This is a genomic window from Candidatus Falkowbacteria bacterium (assembly GCA_026396835.1).
In the GTDB taxonomy this organism is placed as follows: Bacteria; Patescibacteriota; Patescibacteriia; order Patescibacteriales; family Patescibacteriaceae; genus Patescibacterium.
In genome coordinates, this window is record JAPLWA010000004.1 from 557,876 (window position 1) to 581,521 (window position 23,646).

Annotated in this window: 12 protein-coding genes; all 12 read right to left on the reverse strand. The window is 37.3% G+C overall.

Annotation, left to right across the window (positions count from 1 at the left end):
* Positions 1 to 19: 19 nt before the first annotated feature.
* Positions 20 to 394: a four helix bundle protein gene (locus NTY12_04035; protein MCX6793169.1), complete on the reverse strand. Its 375-nt coding sequence runs from the start codon at positions 392 to 394 to the stop codon at positions 20 to 22.
* 72 nt (positions 395 to 466) lie between these two features.
* Entirely contained in the window at positions 467 to 1,549 is a 1,083-nt protein-coding gene (locus NTY12_04040) for a hypothetical protein (protein MCX6793170.1), read from the reverse strand.
* A gap of 8 nt (positions 1,550 to 1,557) precedes the next feature.
* A complete protein-coding gene (locus tag NTY12_04045) occupies positions 1,558 to 4,275 on the reverse strand; it encodes a hypothetical protein (GenBank protein ID MCX6793171.1) in 2,718 nt (905 codons plus the stop codon).
* 9 nt (positions 4,276 to 4,284) lie between these two features.
* The gene (locus tag NTY12_04050) at positions 4,285 to 5,232 is read right to left on the reverse strand and encodes a hypothetical protein (protein MCX6793172.1); all 948 of its coding nucleotides are present in this window, start codon (positions 5,230 to 5,232) and stop codon (positions 4,285 to 4,287) included.
* A gap of 181 nt (positions 5,233 to 5,413) precedes the next feature.
* Positions 5,414 to 7,618 carry a valine--tRNA ligase gene (locus tag NTY12_04055; protein MCX6793173.1) on the reverse strand — a complete coding sequence of 735 codons (2,205 nt, stop codon included), beginning with the start codon at positions 7,616 to 7,618 and terminating at the stop codon, positions 5,414 to 5,416.
* Between the two features lie 635 nt (positions 7,619 to 8,253).
* Positions 8,254 to 8,397: a hypothetical protein gene (locus NTY12_04060; protein MCX6793174.1), complete on the reverse strand. Its 144-nt coding sequence runs from the start codon at positions 8,395 to 8,397 to the stop codon at positions 8,254 to 8,256.
* Between the two features lie 430 nt (positions 8,398 to 8,827).
* Positions 8,828 to 10,099 (reverse strand): YCF48-related protein, encoded by a 1,272-nt coding sequence (locus NTY12_04065; GenBank protein MCX6793175.1) that lies wholly within the window; start codon positions 10,097 to 10,099, stop codon positions 8,828 to 8,830.
* Between the two features lie 128 nt (positions 10,100 to 10,227).
* A complete protein-coding gene (locus tag NTY12_04070; protein ID MCX6793176.1) occupies positions 10,228 to 18,426 on the reverse strand; it encodes a DUF642 domain-containing protein in 8,199 nt (2,732 codons plus the stop codon).
* A 3-nt stretch (positions 18,427 to 18,429) separates the two neighbouring features.
* Positions 18,430 to 19,083, reverse strand: coding sequence for a hypothetical protein (locus NTY12_04075; GenBank protein MCX6793177.1), 654 nt, complete (start codon positions 19,081 to 19,083; stop codon positions 18,430 to 18,432).
* A gap of 197 nt (positions 19,084 to 19,280) precedes the next feature.
* A complete protein-coding gene (rsmA, locus tag NTY12_04080) occupies positions 19,281 to 20,147 on the reverse strand; it encodes a 16S rRNA (adenine(1518)-N(6)/adenine(1519)-N(6))-dimethyltransferase RsmA (protein ID MCX6793178.1) in 867 nt (288 codons plus the stop codon).
* A gap of 128 nt (positions 20,148 to 20,275) precedes the next feature.
* On the reverse strand, positions 20,276 to 23,143 hold the full coding sequence (locus tag NTY12_04085; GenBank protein MCX6793179.1) for a class I tRNA ligase family protein: 2,868 nt from the start codon (positions 23,141 to 23,143) through the stop codon (positions 20,276 to 20,278).
* 98 nt (positions 23,144 to 23,241) lie between these two features.
* Positions 23,242 to 23,634: a hypothetical protein gene (locus tag NTY12_04090; protein ID MCX6793180.1), complete on the reverse strand. Its 393-nt coding sequence runs from the start codon at positions 23,632 to 23,634 to the stop codon at positions 23,242 to 23,244.
* Positions 23,635 to 23,646 lie beyond the last annotated feature (12 nt).

A 23,646-nucleotide genomic window follows, 5' to 3' on the forward strand; every position in this document is an offset into this window, starting at 1 on the left:
AGGTGTTAGTTGACCATTATCAATATTTTAATTGTTTAGTTGTTCTAATAATAGCATTCAGCCTTATCGGTAAACTCATAAGCGACAGATACATTTTAACATAATCAGATTTATTTATAATATCGCGCCGATAGCACTTTTCTAACCAATCCAATGATTCATACACAGAGCCTCTAGCATAAATATAAAAACGAATTTTTTCTTTTTTCGTGCTCCTTCCAAAACCTTCAGCTATATTAGCTGATATCGAGTCAACTGATCTTATAAATTGTGGGCCAATAGTTTGTTTAATTAAATAATTATGTTGATTAATTATTTTCCAAACATGATTCGATAAAGAAAAACTTTCGTTATAAATTTTTAAATTACCTAATTTTAAACTTTTTCCCTCCATAAAGTTTATTAGTTAATTGTTAGTTACTGGAATTTAGTTGTCAGAGCTTTTCTAACAACTGTCAACCAACAACTAACCACTTTTCTTCTTTATTTCCTCTTCGATTGCAGCTCTTTCTAGACTACCAGCAGGATATTGCAATAACATATTTCTAAGTTCAACTAAGTCCTCTTCATCCCCTGTTTCAGCTAAAGGCTTAACTGGCTCAACAATCTTTGCAGGAACCGGAGCTGGAGCTAGAGGTGGAAGCGATGGACTAATAGTTTTTAGCTCGGTTTTATTCGCGGGTTTATTCGGTAAAGGCACTTCATGTAAAATTACTTTTAGCTTCTCCTCAGCTAATTCAGTAGTCTCTTCACTAAAATCCCTCTCTGAGTCTGGCATCACTTCAATCTCATAAGGAATTATTTGCCAGTCTTCACCATTATCCGAAGGCATACTATCAGGGAAAAATTTAATGTTAGTATAAATTTTTATAACATCGGCTAATTTAGCTCTATCTTCAGCAGATAGTTTTTTACCATTATCAGAGTTTACCAAAAACGAAGAAACACTAACACTGTTATAACTTTGACTACCATAATGAGCAATAAAATCTTTTAGCCAATTACTAATAGTGGCAGGCTGTTCTCTACCGTCAATCATAATTGACTGACTTGTTAAAAGCTCAACATTGTCATACATTGATTGTTCTAATCTTCTTCTATAATCAGCATCACGCGCTAAAATAAAGAACAAACGACGATTAACAGCATCTTTAACAATTGGATCATAATTCAATTCAGCTAAGATTCCTTTTTTAAATATATTTTCTACATAATACTTTTCCTGCTCAAGCGTCATTTCTTTTTCTGGATGATCATTCAAAAAGTTTATACGATCAAAGAGAGGCTTAAAAATTTTATCTTGAATTTCCGATGCTAAAACAGCAGCTTTCTTTTCTTCGAAAGAAAATTCATTTTCAATATAGGTTATCAAATCATCACCAACCACCTCACCTAATACAAAAAGTATTAGTAAGGGTGATAAGGTAATACCATATCGCTCTTCTATTTCTTCCAAAGGTTTTAAGACAAAATCAGCCTCACAGCTTAATTGAACTTCTTCGGGTATTTCGCGATTAAATTTTTCAATGGCTTCGTCAATGGTAAGCATATATTAAATTAGGTTTTCTTTTTTGGACCAAAATCTTCAACTCTTATCCAGCCCTTATCATGACCCGTATCAAAATTATTTAATTCACTCATAATGGATTGTAAAGCAGCTGCCTCACCAGGTTTTTCAGCCTGGAAATAAGCAAAGCCTTTTTTCATATCATGAATCATTCCTTTTTGAGCCGATGATAGATTGGCGGAATTTGCTTTCATATCCTTAAGGCCTTTAACCATGTTATTTATGGCTTTCTTAGCATCTTCACCCGCACCAGATAATTCCTTAAACATCTTCGTTTGCTCAGAGGTTAGGCCCTTACCAGTAGCAAAGTCGTTTCCCTTGAAACTACCCACATCACTCACACCTAGCTGGTAAACCGTATCCTTAGCGTTCTTTAATTCCTTAGCTCCGGCTTCAGCCGCTTTGATACTTACTCTATTAGGCTGATATTTTTCAACATAGTTACCAGTGGCATCTAGGCCCCTGCTAATACGTCTCTTTAACTGCGAGGCTTCGGCTGGTACATCTTTATAACGGAAATTAAGATCTTCCATTTTTTTCTGATGACTCTCGTTAATCTTAGTTTCATTTTCACCAAAAGTATTTTTAACCTTAGCTACTTCCATATTCTTAGCTAAAGTAGATCCCTTAAAGTTCTTATTAACTGCTTCAATTTCCGCTTCCATTAACTCTTTATTTTTTGCAATAGCAATAGCTTTTTCGTCATTTAGAGTCTTTGTTTTATTATCACGATCAATAACCTCCTTGGAGGCTTCGTAATACTGTTGTTTATCACTTATTTTTCCTTTATATCGAGGATCTGCTCTTAGATTTTGGTCTAAAGTATCAACGTCTTCATCGTGCTTATCTTTCGACGCCTCTCTTAATGAAGCGTATTTATTTTTAACTTTTTCTTTATCTTTCTCCCATGTTTTCTCAGCCTCAGCCGCGTCTTCAGGATTTTGAGCTATATAATTTTCCTTCTCCTTTTCTCTTCTATCCAGCTCGTCTTCTTCTCGAGAATTTATTTTCTCAACCCTCTGGCTATGCGCTAGCGCCAGATTATCTAAACCTTTCTGCTTGTCATCAGTCATGCTATGTTCATCCGAATTAGTTTGTTTTTTTAATTCTTCCAAATTCTTATTCTTTTCTCTATTGGCAGCCCAATTTTTGATTCCACCTGCCAATTTTTTACTACCCAAAGAATAACCAGTCATACCAGCACCGGCTATGACACCACCAGCCATCATTAATGGATTACCAGTCAAAACTCCGGCGCCAGCCATAGCTACCCCCTTAGCACTACGTGCCAAGGTTGTCTTTTGGAATTCACCATAAGAAGCCATGCTGGTTTCTTTCATGCCAAGTTTTTCCAAAGTTTGTTTCATCTTAGTTTCTTTGGCCTTTTTCCTTGTCTCTTTCATGTCAGTACGCCAGTCTTTCATAAACTGCCCACCCTTTTGCAAAGAATCACCTGCTTTACCGCCAAAAACCTTATTTGTTAGCTTACCCGCTTTACCAGCAGCAAAACCAGCCATACCAATACCTGTTCTGGCAGCAGCTTTACTTGTATCAATCGCCGCTGTTTTTGCTCTACCAATAGTATTTTTGCTAGCCCAATCCCTTGCGCCTTTAGCGGCGTTCGTAATCTTAGATAGACCACCACCGGCAATACCACCAATCGCACCACCGGCTTGTTTAGTAACCATTAATCCACCCATTAATAAACCGATTGAAATAACAAATTTCAACATTGAATCAGGCGTACCATTTTCTGAGTTTCCAGCACAAGGATCACCAACATTATTTAAACCCTTGTCAATATAACCAGCCTCATTAGCAGCGGCCGACGGCTTAGGCGTGTTAGGCATAATTTCTGTTCCCTTCATACCAACCGTTACGCTTGCAAAAGATAACCAAATGAAAAAAGCTAAAATCGGGCCAGTTGAAACTGCTTCAGCAAACTGCTGCCACCATTGATTAGCATATTTTTGCGTGGCTGGTAAAACTGACAAAAGCCAAGCCATTGGTGATAGAACCACGTAAATCCAAATCATCACCATTCTCATAACTAGCACAAACAAAATTACTGTTATAACCACTGTTGCAACCAGCACGTATAATAAAGCCAAAACAAAAGTTCCCATGATTGTCCAGCTGGTTATGTCTTTGGCACATTGACTATTCTGGTCCATGCCCAACATACTTGTGATGCCCAACATATCAGCTAGGTTACCACCTCCAATATCACGAAAACCATTTACAAAAGTAAGCATTATAACTTGCGCAAAATCGATAATAACGCCGCAAATTAATTTTGAGAAATTGATTAAGATAGCTGCGATAATAAACTTTGGCAGCAAAGCCTTCATAGCATAGCTCTCACGATTTAGAGTTGTAGCAAAAGCAATTACCAATAAAATCAAGACAAAAAACATGTTACAAAGATCGCGCAAAATAACCCAACCATTTGACACGGCTTTAGCATTAATAAAATCATTGTAAGTCGCCACCCAAATAACCAAGTTAATTAAAACAATCAAGATTTTTCCCAAAATCCAGACAAAAGCGTAAACAATCAAACCAACAACAGATGTTACACCGTTCATTAAGTCAACTGCGTGGGTTGCCCGAGGAAAGAAAACGAAAAGAACCACCAATAATATAATCGGAAAAAGACTCGATGATAATTTATGATTAGCTAAAAATTTTAAAAAATTTCCTCTCATAATGTAGCTCTAAGACGTAAAAAAAGTCCAAATAGTACCTAAGAAATCCCAAATTGTATCCATGCTTCCTGACATGATTAAAATAATAATTACCCAAAATGATAGCTGGAGCAAAACAACAAACAGTATTATAAGATCTACTAAACCAAGTAAAGCTCCCTCTGCTAAGCCAAGCGCGGCAAAAGGCAGTCCAAAAAGGCTTTCCGCAGATGAACCAACCGATGATTTGCCGGCACCCTTACTAGCACTTTGACCAACACTGGCTGTTTTGCCTCCAGACTTACCGCCGGTCCATTCATGACCTAGTTTACAAAATAATTTTGGTCCAAAAACGAAGCGACAAAAGACATGGAAATTAATATAAAAAAGAACAGTCAAACCCCAGCTATCTATCGCATTCAACCAAGACTTCTGTAACAACTCACTAGTAGCCATGCTTATAGCATTCTGCCCTGCAGCCACAGCTTCATCCTTAACTTTACCTAAAGCACCATTTTTCTTTTCAGCCTTAGCTTTTCTAAACACATCACCCATCAAACTCTTCATACTACCAGCAGAATTAACACCAAACTTTTCTTTTCTGGCTTTCGGATCATTTATGTCAATCGAGGACATACCATCCTTAGTCATACCCAAACGACCAGTATATTTATCTGATTCTTTCTTAGCTTCTTTTAATTTACTTGGCACCTGCTTAACATTATTCAACAATCCTTTCAAGGAAGTACCCTGACTTTGAGCTACGGTTTCAGCCTGACTTGCAGTTGGAATCTTACTTATATCATCAAAATTTCTTCCATCAGCACCCTGATCAGTTTTATTTGCCAAATCTCCTGCAAATTTATTCTTTTTTTGCTCTTGATTGGCATGAAATACTCTGGCTTGATCTTCGGGGCTAACAAAGGGCTGATTATTTAACCCGTCATTTAAAGAGTTAGCTATCGGAGAATAAGCCATAGTGAATATCTATAATATAGCTATATTATACCACAGCATTACAGCAAATGCCAAAACTTTTTCATGCTCTAAACAACTTTATTATAACATAATTTGACAAATATTAAAAAAGCAACTAAAAACTACTTTTAGCATAAAAAGTAGCTTTTAATTTTGTCTTCTTTGAATCGATAAAATTGTCTTAGTCAGGCCATTTTTCGCTAACTAGCAAAGTCTTAGTATCAAGTAAGCTCCAAATATACTCAGTAATAAATGGCATAAATGGATGTAGGATCTTCAATGAAGTCTTTAGACAGTACATTGATATTATTTTCGTATTCAAAGCCAAGGTTTCGTCTCGTAATTGTTCCTTGCTGGCTTCAATGTATTTATCAGCAAATTCATGCCAAACAAATTGATAAATTGCTTGAGCGGCTTCATTAAATCTAAATGTTTCAATGTAATTAGTTACTTCATTTCTAACTGTTTCTAATTTTTCCATTATCTGTTTATCAGCTTCGGTTAAAGTAGTTGGCTTTTCAGCGCTTGAAAAATCTTCAGTCTTGTTATCCCCTGTCAAAGTATTGGACACAACAAATCTTGAAATGTTCCAAAGCTTATTAGCAAAATGTTTCATGCCCTTAACGCGATCTTCCATGAATGCCATATCGGTTCCACCAGCGTTGGCATACACAAGCGAAAATCTTAGAGCGTCGGTTCCGTACTTCTTCATTATATCAAGTGGATCAATTACATTACCGCTACTCTTACTCATTTTTTGTCTTTCAGAGTCTCTAACTAAACCATGCAAATAAATTGTTTTAAAAGGAATTTGTCCTAAAAGACTACCTGACATTAAAATCATGCGTGCAACCCAGAAGAATAAAATATCATAACCTGTTTCGATAAGAGTGTTGGGATGAAACATTTTTAAGTCAGCAGTTTTTTCTGGCCAACCTAAAGTTGAAAAAGTCCAAAGCCCAGATGAGAACCAAGTATCGAGCGTATCTGAATCTTGTTCCCAATCATCACCGTCCGGTCTACTTAAGCCGACAAACATTTCTCTATCAGACTTGCCCGCCGAAGCTTCAGCGGAGGCGCGGTACCAGACAGGAATTTGATGACCAAAAATAATTTGTCTAGAAATACACCAATCATGTAAGTTATCAATCCAGTGGAAATAGGTTTTTGAAAAATAACCAGGAATAATTTTTATTTGTTCAGATTCTATTACCTGGCGCATAAGTTGCTTTAAAGTAACCGAAGAACCAGAGGCAATTCCGTCTATTTCTGAGTGTTCTAGAACAAAAGGCTTATCAACCGCCATAAACCATTGTTCACGAATTTGGGGTTCAATTGTTCCGCCGCCGCGACTATTAATCGCAATGCGGTGAACATAGTTTGTTTCAACTTTCTCTAGCAAGCCTTTTTGCTCTAATTTTTCAATAATTAATGGCCTAACTTTATTTATATGTTGACCAGCGAATTCACTAGCAATCGGCAATAAGCAACCGCGTAAATCAATGACTGGTTCAATATCTAAATCGTATTTTTTTGCCAAGTCATAGTCGACAGCATCATGCGCTGGAGTAATTGTCATAACACCAGTACCAAATTCCATGTCAACAATTTCATCCTTTATAATCGTGGCTGTAACCGGACCGTTAATCCATTCAACTTCAATTTTTTGTCCATGCTCATAGGCTGCATAACGTTTGTCTTTGGGATTCATTACAACATACTTATCACCAAACTTTGTTTCGGGACGAGCGGTGCTAATTGTGAATGGACCGTACTTAAGATAATAAAAATTTGTTGTTTCTTCTTTCCAATCTATTTCATCATCGGACACGTTGGTTTGTAATTTTGGATCCCAGTTTACTAAACGTGAACCACGATAAATCAAACCTTGATCAAACAGTCTTTTAAAGGCTGTGCGTACTGCAATAGTTCTTGTTTCATCAAGCGTATAAGCTAAGCGACTCCAATCAACACTGGCGCCGAGTTGCTTAAGCTGACTAAGAATTGTGGTTTGCGAATTAGCCGCAAATTGTTCAACTAATTTTAAAAAGTCTTCACGTGAAAAATCACGACGAGTTTTTTTCTCTTTCTTATAAAGTTCGGCTTCAACTTTAGCTTGGGTGGCAATCGCCGCGTGATCAGTGCCGGGAATATATAAAGTATTAAAACCTTTCATTCGATGAAAGCGAACCATGATATCTTGAATAGCAACTGTTAAAGCATGACCTAAATGAAGTACACCGGTTACATTGGCCGGTGGAAATAAAATACAAAATGGTTCTTTTGATTCATCCTGATTTGGCTTAAAAGCATTAGCTTTTTCCCACTTATCGCTAATATCACCCTCAACTAAAGAATGATCATAAGCCTTTGGTAGATCTATCATAATTTTCTAAATTTATAAGTTTTTAGCTAATCTATTGTCTTGTTTAAACAAAATTACTGTTTGTTAGCCATAGAAATCATAGTATAAGAAAAACCCTAAAAAAACAAGACTTATTGCAAAGCGCTAAAACAACACAGTCCACCAAAAGCGGAACTCACCCCTAGCCCCTCTTTGCCCTCCGAGTCGGAGGGCAAAGAGGGGAAATTTAAATACCAAATTTTTAAACTGAAATACCTTTAGCTTTGACATAAACTTTTATGTATAAGTGCATATTAGATAAATCCAAAGCTAAATATTATAACAGCACAGTCCCGAGCCGGAGACTATGCCGAGACCAAGAAGCTAAACATAATGGTGTTTAGGTAAATAACAGTCACCCCTCCCCATCCTAAAAGGATGGGGAGGGGTTGGGGGTAGGGCAAAACAAACGACACAGTCAATAAGAAACGACTGTGCCGAAAACAAAATTAATTTAAAAACTAGTTAAGGCCTTTAGAAGAAAGAAGTTGGGCTGATTCATGAACAGAAATAACTTCCTTGTCTCTTAATAAACCAACCAAATTAACTACATTATTCTCTATCTTATTACAGCGACCCTCAATCCTATTAAGCCAAGTTTCATGATAATCTAGTCTTTAGTCAACCTCAATAAACTTTTGGTTTACCTCAGCTCTAAAATCATCAATCTTTTGATTAAGTTTTTCAAATTGACGATCCATTTTTTCAGAAAAGTCTTTAAGGACTTCAATGATATCCATATTAGTTAGTTCTTTGCTCATAAAACCTCTAAATTAGCCCCGGCTAACGGGTGTTAATAAAATAGAGGGTTAGGCTATAAATATAGCAAAAAAATATGTTGGCAACAAGAGTCTAGAATTAAGTAAATCTTGGTTGTTTCCATTGAATTATAATTACACTGTGATAGCTTACTCACCCCTAGCCCCTCTCTGCCCTCCGACTCGGCGGGCAAAGAGGGGAAATTTATATATCATCTTTTAAATTTATATGTCCTTGGTAATGGCCTTAGATGCTGTGTATTAATAAACTGAAGTTTTAATAACTAGAACAAAGCAAAACTATTATCCATAATTTCCCCTCTCTGCCCGCTTTAGCGGGATAGAGAGGGGCTAGGGGTGAGTTCACTAAATTAAAAAGGCCCGACTCAAATTCATGAATCGGGACCTTGCTCTATCTTGGGAGAATAGAGGTTTATTTTATCAGTACCATTTTTTTAGTACTAACGAAATCATTTGCTTGCAAGCGATAGAAATAAGTACCGCTTGATAGATTTGATGCATTATAATCAACTTTATACTTCCCGATGGAAAGAACTTGGTTAACTAAGATTGCAACTTCTTTACCCGAGATATCAAACACGGTTAGTTTTACTGCTCCATTTTTTGGAATAGAAAACTCGATGTTTGTTACTGGGTTAAAAGGATTAGGATAGTTCTGCGACAAAATATATTTGTCGGGAACTGTTGAGCCGATTTGATTTATACCGACTGGAAGTGCAGCTTTATAAATAAAGCCACCATCACCAACGATATAAACATCGGTCGAAGTTGTTGTTACGCCAGTTAATATTTGGTTGGAGTTCCAGACTTCACTAATCCAGCTAACTCCGCCGTTTGTCGAATGCATAATCAAGCCCTTGTTTCCATTAACCGAATCATTGTAATAATTACCTACAGCAAAAACTATATTTGGATTGGATTGACAAATATCAACCGAGGCCAGAAAAGCTTTTTTATCAGCCACTAAGTGCTCAACCCAGTTTTGACCATTATTACTGGTCATAAAGATAAGTGGTCTAACAACGTTATTGACTAAATTTTCTGAACCAACGGTGACACCGAAATTTCCGACAAAGCTAATATCCAGGCTACTGATACCACCTGCTCTAATTTTATTATCGACCCAGTTGGTTCCACCGTTAGTAGTCGTTAATAAATTAGTACCACTGATAGATACACCAATAAACCCTTTACCATTATTAAAGGTAACTGATACAAGTAAACCGTTGCTAAGTGGAACCTGCTGCATTGTCCAGTTGACTCCTGAGTTAGTGGTCTTTAGGCAAGTTGAAAAATCACCAACAATCCAACCAGTTTGGGCATTTAAAAAATAAATGTCAAACAGCTGATCTGATCCCGGATAACTTATTGTCCAATTCGCTCCTGCATTAGTAGTCTTGAGCATAAGCCCAGACGTTCCCACTGCATAACCAGTATTGGCGTCAACAAAAGTAATCCCGAATAAACCCTCAGTACTACTAGTGAAGAGTGTTGTCCAGCTGGCGCCGGCGTTAGTTGTTTTAACTATTGCGCCCGGAGAGCAGATTGCATAGCCTGTTGTTGTATTAATAAACACAACTTTTTTTACGTTGCTTGTAGTGCCTAAATTAAGCGGCACCCAATTCATTGCGTAAACCGAACTATATAAAAATAGCCCGACTAATATAATAATTAGCTTTTTCATTTTTAACTCCTTCTTTTATAAAATTTTCAAATATCTACCCCTAACAGCTGATAGACTAGTTTTCTTTAGTTACCTAAAGCATACTACTTTTAATAGCTTTTGTCAATACTATCTATATTTATAGGTATTTATTGAGGTTTATAAACCCAAACCTCTCTAAAATCAGTATCAGTACCAGTCTTACCAAAGTATTTTTCAGTACTATATTTCCAGTTATCAGTGATCACTATCTTTATCTTAAGGTGACAATAATCATCATTACACACAGTCGGATAATTACCTGGTCGTATTTTGTAATATTCAAGTCGCTTAGTTATAATCCTAGGATTAGCATCAGCCAAATTTGGTCCTAGGTGGGTTATTTCGTCTCCCCCTAATGAGTTCTTGTATCCCCAATAAATATCAATACTCTTAATTGGCAATTGTTCTGGATCGGTCTTAGTATTGAAACTAAGAACAGCATAAGGCGAATTAGAATGAATACTTTCGTTTTCATCTAAGCCTTTATTTCCATTAATAGTGAAATTACTTATAACAGGATCAATATAGCAATAATCAGTATTGCCGACAGGGTCGACCGTTGCGGGACGAACACCTCCGGCGCAAGGAACAGGCTTGTCTACAGAATTCATTGCGGTCACTTTGCTATAGTTATTACCAACTAATTCATAAAGCAACCATGGATTATCATTTGGCTTAGTAATAAAGATTCTCTTTAGAGCTGCCTGTGCCTTAGTAAAGCTTTCAGCAACCGAGTACTTGCCGGTACTATTCCAGCAGTAACCAACACAGAACCCATCATCCCCTAAGTTATTACCATTAACGTTCAATGTCCAACCAGATACATTGTCTCCCCCAATAGAACATGTTTTATTTCGAGAACTGTCCCATACAGTACAAGAACCTGAATTGCATTCTATAAAATTATGAACATCTTTTATCGAGCCTGGTTTGCATCCCCCATCATTGCATGCACCACTTTCGAGATCTCCAATAGCAGCATACTTAATGTTGCAGTGATCCCAGCTGCCCATATTAGGATTATTTGTAGACGGACCATCTCCCGTGGTTCCATTAAAGTAATCTTCATAAGGATATCGACCAGCCTCAGTATAAGGACTGCCATAACTAAATTGAAAATTAGGAAGCGTCGTACAACGAGAGCCAAGGCTATTGTTATCTCCATAGTAAGGGAAAAATTTATTGAAGGCAGGAGAAAGTATTTCTTTTGAACTATTTATATCCATAGCTGATGTAAATGCCCCAAAGAAACCTGGAGATGTATTTCTCTTAATTGATTCAATCGGCATTGGCTGCACCACATTTAAACCAGCCTTCTTACCAAAATCAATTGCACGAACACTCGTAGGCGTAGGTGAATAAGGCCTAAAGAAAAGCGGATCTTCAGGGAACTTTACCTTGCCGACACAGGTTTGAGCAGCGTCAGGACAGTATGTCCTAGGCGGGTTACCAGTTACCGGACAGGGAGTTAGACCAGTAATGCTGCAGGCAGTATTACTTACACAAGTCTGAGGAAGATTAGGACACTCAGTATCATTCGTACAGCTTTTCCCGTCTATACTGCACTTCTTATCTGACGAACTGTCTGGCATCTTAAAGTTAGAACCATCTGCCATTCTTTGATACCAGTAGTAACTATCGCTACTTACTTTAATAAACTGATTGCAATAGAATTGTGGCGTGTCAGAGCTAGTAGCAGAGCACTCATCTTTAACGTCCATACAATAGCTAACATTTGAACCATTAAAATTAATAGGTGGCATTTCTTCATTTTGATCACCAGCAATGCGATTTGTCGGATACCAGAGCAAACAAGTTGCAGGATTTTTTGGATCTGCTTCTAAACAGTAACCATAAACACCCTTGTGGCGAATATTTTGGGCATCAATATAATTACAAGCCAATGAATTTTCTCTAGCATAAAGCCTACAAGAAGAGCCAATATAGCTAGGCTTCTTAGTGGCCGACATTGGGTCATTACATTTTGATAACTGAGATTCAATATTGGCTGGATCTGAACAACGATTATTAAGACCTGGCGCTATTCTAAGATCATCTAAGTAAGCCTCGCCCGCCGTTGCTGATGTGTTACTAAACTTAATTTTATAAGACGTGGCTGATGCCTTAAAGCCAAGAGAATGCTTCACCCATTTGTTCTTAGTGCTATCAGCTCCAAAGGTAGCTAAATCAAAACTGCCTTCACCATTAGGCGTTGTGCTAACAAAGCTAACCTTAAAACCATCACCCTTATTATAAGCGTAAAAAGTTAAGACGTAATTTGAATTTAAGCTCAAGTTAATTGAACTTGCTTGAGAGAAAGTTGTTCCTGCTGCCATCTTAAGTATTCCCTTACCCTCCGGCACGAGATAGTTAGAAGTTTGCAGAGATTTATCTTGAACCGACTTAATTGGGGCTAAGCTCAAAGCATCAATTTGATCTGGCTGAGTTAAAATTGTCGCAGCCTTATTGCTCGAATCAACCCAATCACCACCTGCTTCAAAGTTACCGTTAGCAATAGAAACAGTATCACCCACCTGGGTCATTGAAGCAATATTATAGTAGTCATTTAGAGTTAAAGACCCCTTAGCACTGTCAACATAACCAACCTTGCTATAACCACTTAAGTTAGCAATTTTACCTTGTTGTTGATTCTGCTTAGGAATATTGTCTACAAAGTTAGCGCAAACTCCGCCGTCCCCCATCTTATCGCACAAACCAACGTCAAGGCAGATTTTTTTATTGCTGTCGTTAGGATCAGGAATATAAGTCAAACAAGACAACCATTTAGCACAACTTCGATCAGCTTTTACCTTAAGAATAACGTTGGCATTTTTTGGCGTAGAGATAGAATCTGGTGTGTTGCCATCAACACTAGTGTCAAAAGTTGTATCAGCGTTATATACTAAAGCTTTTTTATTCGAACCACTTTGGGCTCTTTCGTTAAAGAGGATTTGCCCACTATCAAACTTAACAACACCATTAGCTGACGTCTTGTCTAAATTCTGCGCGAGTTGATAGCTAACGATAGCTTGTCGCAAATAAACCGGCTGACCGTCCGTGCGGTTGTTTCGCGTTACAGTACACTGAACTGAGACAGGATTAGTGCTCTGATAATAGAATTCTAAGCTCTCGTTTTTACTGCCATTAGAACCAGTAGTTCCGGCAATATAGTCCGTTTCATATTTTGGCTGATTTGTATTTGAATCAATCAGAACAGAAAAATTATTACTGGAGTCTAATACTCTTAACCTGTCGTCCGTGCCAACTTTTGGACAATTAATTTTAACTTTAGCAGAGCCATCATCGCCCATGCCTTTTATAATATAAACTGTTTGCGGTGAGATAGTGACAGATTGCTTAGCTTCACTTGCCCCAACATTTGTCCAATATTCGCCTGACTTTAAATAGCTTGGGTTACTTATTATATTTTCATTAAACTTAGATGTTGGATCAATATATTCTGTACAACCAGCTTGAGTATTGTTACAAATTCCTGCCCAAGTTGCTGGTTGAGATGTGCGATTACCGATTCCACCAATACCAATTGTTTTATCATAACTTGTAATACAATCTTCATCGCTAATTAACTTACAGCTAACTCCTGCATCACAGTCACTATCAGTTGAACATAAATTCTTAGCTGCATCACCGTTACAAGTTTTTACCGACTTCTTTAGCCATTCATATTCGCCTGTTTTAGAGCCAACTCTTTGACGCCATTCGCAAGCCATATTACCTGGATCTTTGAAATATGTTGTTCCACCATTACCATCAGACCATTGACTACAACCTACTGCCGCTGCAGTACAGCTTGTTGTTTCATAACTATCTGGATCATTATTCTTATAAATATCTGAATAAGTTGTAATGGTGTTGTAAGTTGTTGCTAGACCCAATCTCTGACAGCCTTTGTTTTCTTGGTTACATTGCTTATTAGGATCATAAACCACATTAATAATGCTATCAGCGGCTACGGCTGCTCCATTATTACTGGCTTTATAATCATTCGAATTCTGAGTATCAATCATTTGTTCGCAACCAGCGGCCGAGTCCTGACACAAGCTACTAAAACTATGCAAATTTATAGTAGCGCTAGCACTATCCTGATATTGGCTACAACCTAACATATAGCGCGGAGAATAAGCACCAGTAACGGTTTGATCACATTCTTCAGGTGTTGACCAAGAATCTTTAATCAAGAAGTAACGATCAGGAATCTCATTTAAACTAATATTATCAATATAAACTGGGCCGGAAAAATTAATTCTTATTTTCTCTCCAGTTATATCTCTGCCGCCATTAGCTTCTATAATTGGAGAGACCTCGTGATTTAATTTATCAAGATTAAAGGTATATAGCTTCCATTCAGCACCAACCCTTGTTCCGCTAGTTATAAAAGCAGCTGAATCTGGATTTGGCGATTTTGCATTTATTAAATCAATGCCTTGAATATCAACACCACTACCAGCTTGAGATTTTGCTAAGAAAGAAATTGTATAAGATTCATCTTTTTTAACACCTAAAGTAGCCGGAGTAATAGACATGTCATACTTACCCACTAGTTTAGAAATATTCGTTCCCAACAAGGAGTGCTTTCCGAGCTGAAGCGAAGTGCTACTAGAAACTCCACCATCCCAACCATCCGTTGGCTCAGTCTCACTTTCAAAATCGTAAGTTTTATTATTAACAATTCTAACGTTGTTAGCAATATTACCAGTGTATTCACGACAACCAACTTCGGATGCACTACAACTTGTTCCCTCGCCTGGTACTGAGTAATAAAGACAACGTGATTGAGCTGCTTCCCAAATACCACCACCAGAAGTACATTCATTTTGAGTGGCTTCACGACGATAAGGATGACAATCATCCGAACAACTTATTGTTCGAGTATACAAATGATAAGTTACGGTTCCATCGCGACCATAAAATTCTCTACAATCATAATTATATCCAGGATCGGACGGAAGTTTTTTGAAAATTTCTTCATTACAGAGCGAAGCTTCATTGGTTGAACTTAAGGTACTGGCTGGCTCACTATTATTTTTCTTTAAGGAATAAACTTTCAACTGATAACCAGATTCATCAGAACCTTCCCAAGTATAAAATTCACCACAGCTATTCACATCAGGTTTAATACAGGTTCTTAAATAACTATAATACTCTGTTGCCTCTCCCCCCTGATCTAACTTATCAAGATTAGTAAAGGCCGTACAACCAGCTGACTGTGAGCTACATTGTCTAGCTGAACTTGGAATAAAGTAGGCTGATTGGATAGCTGAGAAATAAGTTGGTTGAGCGACAAAAACGTCATAACCAACACAAGATGCAGGACAAATATCTTTTGGTTTTACTTTAGCTGTTACCGCAATGCCAGTATTATTTGATGTATATTCTCTACAGCCAACCTCTTCGGCATTACATTTTCTAACAAATTCCCTACATTTAGCAGGTGCATCATCTTTTAATTCATAGTTAGAACCAACTGCTTTATAGCAGCTAGCTTCTAAATAGCTTGGCAAAAGCTTCTCGTAGACAAGGTTATTATCAAGATAATCGCTATAAGATGTATCGGTTGAGCCAACAGATAACTTGAGATCATCAATATAAAATTCAGTTGTATCGTAACCTTGGATATAAAAGCCTGTAGCTGCAGCACCTGGTGAGCGATAATAAGTAACAGTAACTGATTGCCAAGCATTAGTTGTAGTTGTCTCAGCTTTCTGAGTACCAAGACTAACTCCAACTTTGTCTTTTGCAGGATTATTATTATTAACTACAAAAATATTTGCGCTCAAGGTGTAAAAACGATCATCTTCAAAGCGGAAACCAGTCGGTAAAATACTATTAGTGTTTGTATCACCAGCCCAAATACCTCCACCGCCAGTCGAGCTTTTTACATATAAACTTTGTCCGCCAGTGCTAGCCTTATCATTAACAATACCAGCCTGCAACTCACCTGGGTTAGGTACATCAATAAACCAACGGTTATCTAAGTAACCACCGCGTGGTGAATTAGAAAAAGTTGTTAGCTGACAAGGTTCGGCAGCAGCTTGTGCATTAGCTTGTTTTACAAGCTTATTGTCTTTTAAATTACTTGGTAATAAGGTGCTGCCGCTATCTCTAAGACATTTAGATTTTTCAAAACTACCGTCAGCAATTAAGTTAGTATCTAGGTTATCAGCTATTCTAATAAACTGATGACAACTTTCTTGGCTGGCGTCACAATCAGATGATTTATTATTAAAATAAATATGATTGCCATTTGGATCCCAGCTAATCTTATCGGCTCCCCCGTTTGTTCCTAGGGTGTAGGTTTTAACAGCTGTGGCATATTTTTTACAACCAACCTTATTAATATCACAATTTGAATAATCTAGCGTATTTTCTAAATAAGCTGTAGCTACGCCTGCGTCACTCGTAAAGTTTTGGCAAGTGTTATTTACCGACTCACAAGCATTATCATCTGGTTGACCAAAGCTCCAACGACGTTGCTCTTCAGTACAATAGCCATAATTAGAGCAAGAACCATTTGAGTTTTCTTTAATGCAAGACTGCTCATCAGCGCAGTAATTATTATCACGCACGATAGAAACATCTTTAGCAATAGTAAAGTTACATTGATAATCAGTATTTTTTGTGCAGTCATCATCTTTTGTACATTCTTGCCAGTCAGTAGAACAATCGTTAGTCAAAGCCCTGCTTGAACAATCGACGTCCGATTTCACGGCACAAAAACCAGTGTTAGAAGGCACAATTTGACTATTTACAATCTGAGAACCATAGCCTTTCATACCACAATAAAGCTTAGGCAATTTCAAAACCCAATTCGGATCAATCAAACCATGACACCAAGTCTCATTGTAGCCAGTGTAGATTAAATCTGCTGGGTCATAACATTCTAAAAGTTTTTGTAAAGTAACAATTTTTGTTCCTTCTGGATTTGCCTTAATATATTGAGCCGCTACTTCCCAGCCAACCGGCAGAACACGATACTTTCTTAAAATAATAAGCGAGCGGTATGGATAGCCATCTTTATAACTCAAATCATCCCCTTGTTCATTATAACCAACTCTTTTATTAGCATTGATTAAACCTAATTTAATCGCCTCAGCGATTGTTATTTGACTCTCTATAGCCTGACCAAACTGCTGATTAATCACACAGTCTGTTGGGCCTGGGTTACTTTCATTAATACAATTAGTTAACTGACTAAGCACGTCATAATCGGCTTGTTCACCAAATTGAGCCTGCAGTAATTTACTGGCAACACGATTAACCTCGGTTACGCCACCTACACCATTTGACGAATAGGGACTAGCTAAACTAGAGCTATTACTATTATCTGAACCTAATGTGCGCATTAGCTTATTGAAAGCAGTCATTGCTAACTGGTTAAGAAAGATATTGGCCGCATCAACTAAAACATCTCCGGTATATTTACCAATTTTCATGGCCTGGAGCTCATTAGCCATCTGCAACTCTCTTTCAGCGCTACCAGGAGGACCCTTGGGCTTGTCGCTAATAAGACCAGTTAATGACTTCCAGCCTTTTTGTTCTAGTCGGGTTAGTTGAGAAGCACCTATGTCTTTCGCCTGCTTTTCATATGAAAAATTAAAAAGACTAAAAGCGACCGCTACGTCGCTGTTACCTGGATCAAGTGTCTGGCTGAGTCTTTTACCAAAGTTTCCGTCCTTTAATATAAATTTAATTTTCGCGTCATATTCTCCCTGCCAAGCTTCTTTTAGGCTACTGTAATTACAAGCGCCAGCTTCTAAGTCTGGTGGAGTATTTACACCCGCAATACCAAGAGAAATGTTTTTAATAATGTCTAAATCAGGCGCACAAAGATTTATTCCGAGACCAGCAATACTTGAGTCCAATTTTTTATTACCATTCTTATCCGTTTTTGGAGCTCTAGATATGATTTCAAGCGTTTGTCCTAGGGCGCTATTTCCAACATCAGCCAAAAAATCTCCAAAGTTTTTTTTAAAGAATAAAGGTTCTTGACCCTTACTACCAGAACCTAAATAAGTTGCGGTTTCATAAGCATACTTATTAATTGTTCTTGTTAGAATGATATTAAAAATTGTTGAGCCAGATTTCTGAGCCATTTCTTTAAGAAAGTTTAAAACTGATGCACCAATGTCTTTTACAGGAATTCCTCCAGGGGCTGCTAGTCCCGCTCCGGAAAGAGCGGCGTCAGCGATAGCACTAGCTGGCTTAGATTGAAATAAAAAAAATCCTGCGCTAAAAAATATAATTAGTAAAATAATTGAACCTGAAGAAAAAATATTTTTTTTCATAAACTATTTCAAAATTTCGTTAATCACTTTTTGTAAATCTTGATCCTTGAGCGAATCAACGTAAGACTGTTCCGCTCCACTCGCTACTAAAAATTCTCTTAACACTTTAGGATCATTACTTGAACCAAGAATCTGTTTAAGAGCATTTTTTTCTTCAGCACTTAAATCAGTTGTGGTATTTGTTTGTGGAGTGACTGTATTAGTTATAGTTTGTGGAGAGACCGTGTTAGTTATAGTTGATGAATCTTGCGTGGCCGAAACAGCGCTACAGTCTTTTCCGGCTGCACAGTTTGGATCAGTTCCATTTTTAATTTCTTGCATATCAGAAATCCCATCACTATCAGAGTCAGATAAATAAGCTGATGTTTTATAAATATTTATTTCGTCGTAGTCGCTTAAACCATCACTGTCAGTATCTTTATTTTTTAATTCATTATCAGCTACAGCTGAGAGTACAGAAGTTTGACTAGCTTCTTGTTTTAATTTATTTGGATTAAGACCCCCGTAAAGCGGATCAATAATATTATTATTTAGTTGGAAGAACCATAAAACTAAAATCAAAACTGTTACACAACCTAAAGCAACAAACGCCGTCCTATGACGTTTGTCAAAATCATCGAGTTCTAATCGCCTAGCTAACCTGTCGAAAAAAGACATGGGATTTATAGTTGCTGGTTGTTGGTAGTTAGTTGTCAGTGGGCGCTAATTACTACATGTTAGTGTTAATAAGTGATGGTCGTGTAACAACCAAGCACTAACTACTAACAACTAGCTATTAGCCGAACCACATCTCACTATTAAATCAACGCCTAATGTTAATGACTAACACTAAATTATATTATTATTATAACATTTCAACTAATTAACGGCAATAGATTTATCCATTGTTTTAAATCTAGCTCTTGAGCACGAGCCATTGGGCTAATTTTAGCCTTCTCTAGACACAAAGCAACCGCTTGCGCCGAGACGTGATAACCATTGGCAATATTGGCTTTTAGCATTTTTCTACGCGCACTAAAGCCAATTTTCATTAAGCGCAGTAAATCTTTTTCAGTGCCGCCATTCGCCTTCAGCATTTTCAACCATTGATCATTGCGGCGTAATAAAATTATGGCGCTGTCGACAGCGGGAGCTGGCCAAAAAGATTTTCGAGAAACGATATGAATAATACTAGGCTCTGAATAAAGCTGAACTGACAAAGCTAGCAAACTCATCTCCCCTGCTTTAGCAATAATTCTTTCAGCAACTTCTTTTTGTAACATTAAAATAAAACGAGTGGGTAAAATATTTGCAACATTGCCGCCAACAAAAAATCTTAAAAAAATTGAAGTAATTGTGTAAGGTAAATTTGCTACGACAGCGATTTTTTTATTATCAATTTTCTCAAAACTTTTTACCCACTTCGCCATCAGGTTCATCACGTCTTCGTTAAAGACGTCAACATTTTTTACTTCTTCTAATTCCAAACGATTAGTTAAAGCTTCGGCTAAATTTTTATCTAGTTCAACGGCTACAACTTTTTTTGCTGAACTAGCAATTCGCATTGTTAAAAAACCAAGACCAGGTCCTACTTCTAAAATTGTTTCATCTGATTTTATTTCAGCCGTATCAATAATTTTTTCATAAACCGTTTCGTCAATTAAAAAATTCTGCCCACGATTTTTCGTTGGTTTAACTCCGTATAATTTAGAAAGATTTATTGTCTCGTTTAGTAGATTCATTTTGTGTTTTACCCTACCCCCAGCCCCTCCCCACGCAGAGCGTAGGGAGGGGTGACTTGTATTCATGTGAAAACTAGCTTCCCCTCCCTATTCGCTTGCGAATGGGGAGGGGTTAGGGGTGGGGTGATTTAAATTACAATGTTAATTACTTTTCCTTTCACGATAATTATTTTTTTAATTTCTTTTTGCTCAATCCATTTTTGTGTACTTGGTCGATCTAGCGCTGTCTGTTTAATTTCCTCTTCACTGGAAGATGAACTGATTTCAAAAGTATCACGCATCTTACCGTTAACTTGCACGACAATTGTAGTCAGCTCACTAACTAATAATTTTTCATCATACTTTGGCCAGCTAGATTTAAAGATTGATTCTTTATTACCATGTGATTGCCACAGCTCTTCCGTGATGTGCGGCGCCAATGGCGCTAGGAGTTGAAGTAAAATACTGTAGCTTTTTACATCGATTGATTCACAATCTGCTAAAGCGTTGCTCAAAATCATTAAAGCCGACACGGCAGTATTAAATTTGAAATTATTAATATCATCGCCGACTTTTTTTATCGTCTGATTTAATAAGGTAATTGTCTCGTTGTTTAGTTCAGCATTATCAGCAATCTTATCTTTTAAGATGAAGACTCGATTCAAAAATGACTTGGCCGCGGCAACGCCCGACTCTAGAAAGCTAGCCGACTGAGTAAATGGGCTTAAAAACATTTCATAAACTCTAAAGGCATCAGCCCCGTATTTAGCAATAATATCATCAGGATTAATCACATTTCCCCAGCGTTTGCTCATTTTTCTACCATCGGCGGCTAAAATTAGCCCTAAATTGGTATAACGCTTAAAAGGTTCGTCATGTGACACAGCTTCTATATCATATAGGAATTTATGCCAAAAACGAGCATAAATTAAGTGTCGCGTCGCGTGCTCTGCTCCACCAACGTACATATCAACCGGTGACCAGTATTTTTCCTTCTTTTTATCAACTAAAGCTTCATTATTATTTGGATCAATATAACGCAAATAATACCAACTTGAACCAGCCCATTGCGGCATAGTATTAGTTTCCCTTTTTCCGTCTTGGCCACATTTTGGACATTTAACATTAACCCAGTCAGTAATATTAGCCAGTGGTGATTCCCCTGTTCCGCTTGGTTCATAGAATTCTACTTCTGGCAAAGCGACGGGCAAATCTTTTTCTGGCACTGGAACAGCGCCGCACTTTTCACAATGAATAATCGGAATTGGTTCGCCCCAATAACGCTGACGAGAGAAAACCCAATCACGTAATTTATATCTAATAACAGCCTTGCCTAAATCTTTAGTAATTTTAGTTCGAGCTTCAGCAGTCGTTAAATCATCGTACTTACTAGAAGCCAATAAATATCCTTCGCCAGTATAAAGATTTTCATTACTTAAAAATAATTCCCATAAATAAATTGATGACTCAACATTAAGGAAAGTTGCGACCTCGTCACGCTTCAACCATTTTATTTTATGATTAGCTTGCTCTTTCTCGGCAACTTCTTCTTTTTTATCAGTCACTAAATCAAACAATAAACCGACGTTACTTGAAAATCTATTTTCTTTTTTATGTGTAGCATAGCCACCACCAAAACAAGTTCCAAAAGATTTTACAAATTTAACATTAAGATAACCTGACTCTTCACGAATTTCTCTTAAACCAGCCGTAACCACATCTTCATCAGCTTCGATGCCGCCGCCAATTAAAGTTGTCCAACCAAAATCTTCGCGCCACTTCAAACAAGCGTATTCATCAGTTTTTGGATTTCTTAAAATACAATTTATCATTTTGCGCGGCACAATTTTTATACCCTCACGCACTGGCGACATAGTACTGGCACAGTAAGGACCAATAACTTGTTTAATTTCTAAATTATATTTTTTAGCAAATTGATAATCTCTTTCGTCGTGCGCGGGAACTGCCATTACGGCACCGGTGCCGTAATCATTTAAAACATAATCTGCTACCCAAACAGCTACTTCTTCTTTGGTCGCTGGATTAATAACTGTTAAGCCTTTTAATTCTACGCCGGTTTTTTCTCTGCCTTCAGCCGTACGATCAATTTCGGTTTTTTTAGCAGCTGCTTCAATATATTTTTTAACTTCACTAAAATTAGAAACTTTACTTTCTAATTTGTTAATTAAGTCATTTTCCGGTGCTAAAACCAAGTAAGTTACACCGAACAACGTATCGGGTCTAGTGGTAAATACTTTAATTACATCAGAGCTATCAGGAGCCCCATCAGTCTCATCTGTGGAATCTGTGGTTCTGACAGGAAAGCTTATTTCAGCCCCAACTGAGCGGCCAATCCAATTACGTTGTGACTCTTTAATTGATTCTGGCCAATCCAGTTTTTCTAAATCATCTAGCAAGCGTTCAGCATAATCAGTGATTTTCAAAACCCATTGTCGCATTGGTTTTTTTTCAACTAGAGTTCCGCAACGCTCGCAATGACCATCTTCTAAATCTTCATTTGCTAAACCAGTTTTACAAGACGGACACCAATTAATAGGTTCGAAAGATTCATAAGCTAAGCCTTTCTTAAACATTTGAATAAATGTCCACTGTGTCCATTTATAATAACTTGGGTCAGTCGTTTTCACTTCCCTACTCCAATCATATGTAAAACCAATTTTTTCTAATTGCTCTTTAAAGCGAATAATATTTTTCTTAACTGCGGCGTCGGGATGAATTTTATTTTTAATAGCATAATTTTCTGCAGGAAGACCAAAAGCATCCCAGCCCATAGGATGCAAAACATTTTTACCTTCCATCATTTTTTGTCGCGCCATAATATCAGTCGCGATATAACCTTTAGGATGACCGACGTGTAAACCATCACCCGATGGATAAGGGAACATGTCTAAGACATAATATTTTTCACGCTTAAAGTCATCTTTTGTTTCATAAAGATTTTCGTCGCGCCAAATCGAACGCCATTTTTCTTCAATTGTTTTTGGGTCGTAAATCATGGTTATTAGTTGATGGTTGTTAGTTGATGGTTGTTAGACGGCAATTATTCATTGGTAGTAGGACTAGTTTTTACCGACTAACAACCAACGACTAGCAACTAACCGCTAATTCTAATAACTATATCCCATAACAAAGCCAAACCAGAGACAACAAAAATTACAATATAGTTCCATTGCGCCATGGATGATTCTAAGCTCTTCAGAGTTTTAACTAAAGCAGCGCGATCGTCGTCGCTTAAAGCACTATTATTAATAACTTTATTTTCTAAGTCTCGTTCTTTAATAATCAGCGAACGACGTTTTTCGATATTATAACGATGAGCAAAATACCAAATAAAACCTAAAGTACCGATATACCAAGCCAAGTCTGTCCAAAGATGATTAGGTAAACGGTTAAGAAAAATTATAATACGATAAAGCACTGTGGCGATTACGCCAACCACAAAAACTAAATTTCGATAAAACTTATGGTGCATTTTGAACTCAGTCATAGTAATTTGTTG

What these genes read in the sequence shown, in the direction of transcription:
- NTY12_04040 (MCX6793170.1), bottom strand. Translation starts at nt 1,549, where the DNA reads ATGCTTACCATTGACGAAGCCATTGAAAAATTTAATCGCGAAATACCC.
- NTY12_04065 (MCX6793175.1), bottom strand. Translation starts at nt 10,099, where the DNA reads ATGAAAAAGCTAATTATTATATTAGTCGGGCTATTTTTATATAGTTCG.
- NTY12_04075 (MCX6793177.1), bottom strand. Translation starts at nt 19,083, where the DNA reads ATGTCTTTTTTCGACAGGTTAGCTAGGCGATTAGAACTCGATGATTTT.
- NTY12_04085 (MCX6793179.1), bottom strand. Translation starts at nt 23,143, where the DNA reads ATGATTTACGACCCAAAAACAATTGAAGAAAAATGGCGTTCGATTTGG.
- NTY12_04035 (MCX6793169.1), bottom strand. Translation starts at nt 394, where the DNA reads ATGGAGGGAAAAAGTTTAAAATTAGGTAATTTAAAAATTTATAACGAA.
- NTY12_04045 (MCX6793171.1), bottom strand. Translation starts at nt 4,275, where the DNA reads ATGAGAGGAAATTTTTTAAAATTTTTAGCTAATCATAAATTATCATCG.
- NTY12_04070 (MCX6793176.1), bottom strand. Translation starts at nt 18,426, where the DNA reads ATGAAAAAAAATATTTTTTCTTCAGGTTCAATTATTTTACTAATTATA.
- NTY12_04090 (MCX6793180.1), bottom strand. Translation starts at nt 23,634, where the DNA reads ATGACTGAGTTCAAAATGCACCATAAGTTTTATCGAAATTTAGTTTTT.
- rsmA (MCX6793178.1), bottom strand. Translation starts at nt 20,147, where the DNA reads ATGAATCTACTAAACGAGACAATAAATCTTTCTAAATTATACGGAGTT.
- NTY12_04060 (MCX6793174.1), bottom strand. Translation starts at nt 8,397, where the DNA reads ATGAGCAAAGAACTAACTAATATGGATATCATTGAAGTCCTTAAAGAC.
- NTY12_04050 (MCX6793172.1), bottom strand. Translation starts at nt 5,232, where the DNA reads ATGGCTTATTCTCCGATAGCTAACTCTTTAAATGACGGGTTAAATAAT.
- NTY12_04055 (MCX6793173.1), bottom strand. Translation starts at nt 7,618, where the DNA reads ATGATAGATCTACCAAAGGCTTATGATCATTCTTTAGTTGAGGGTGAT.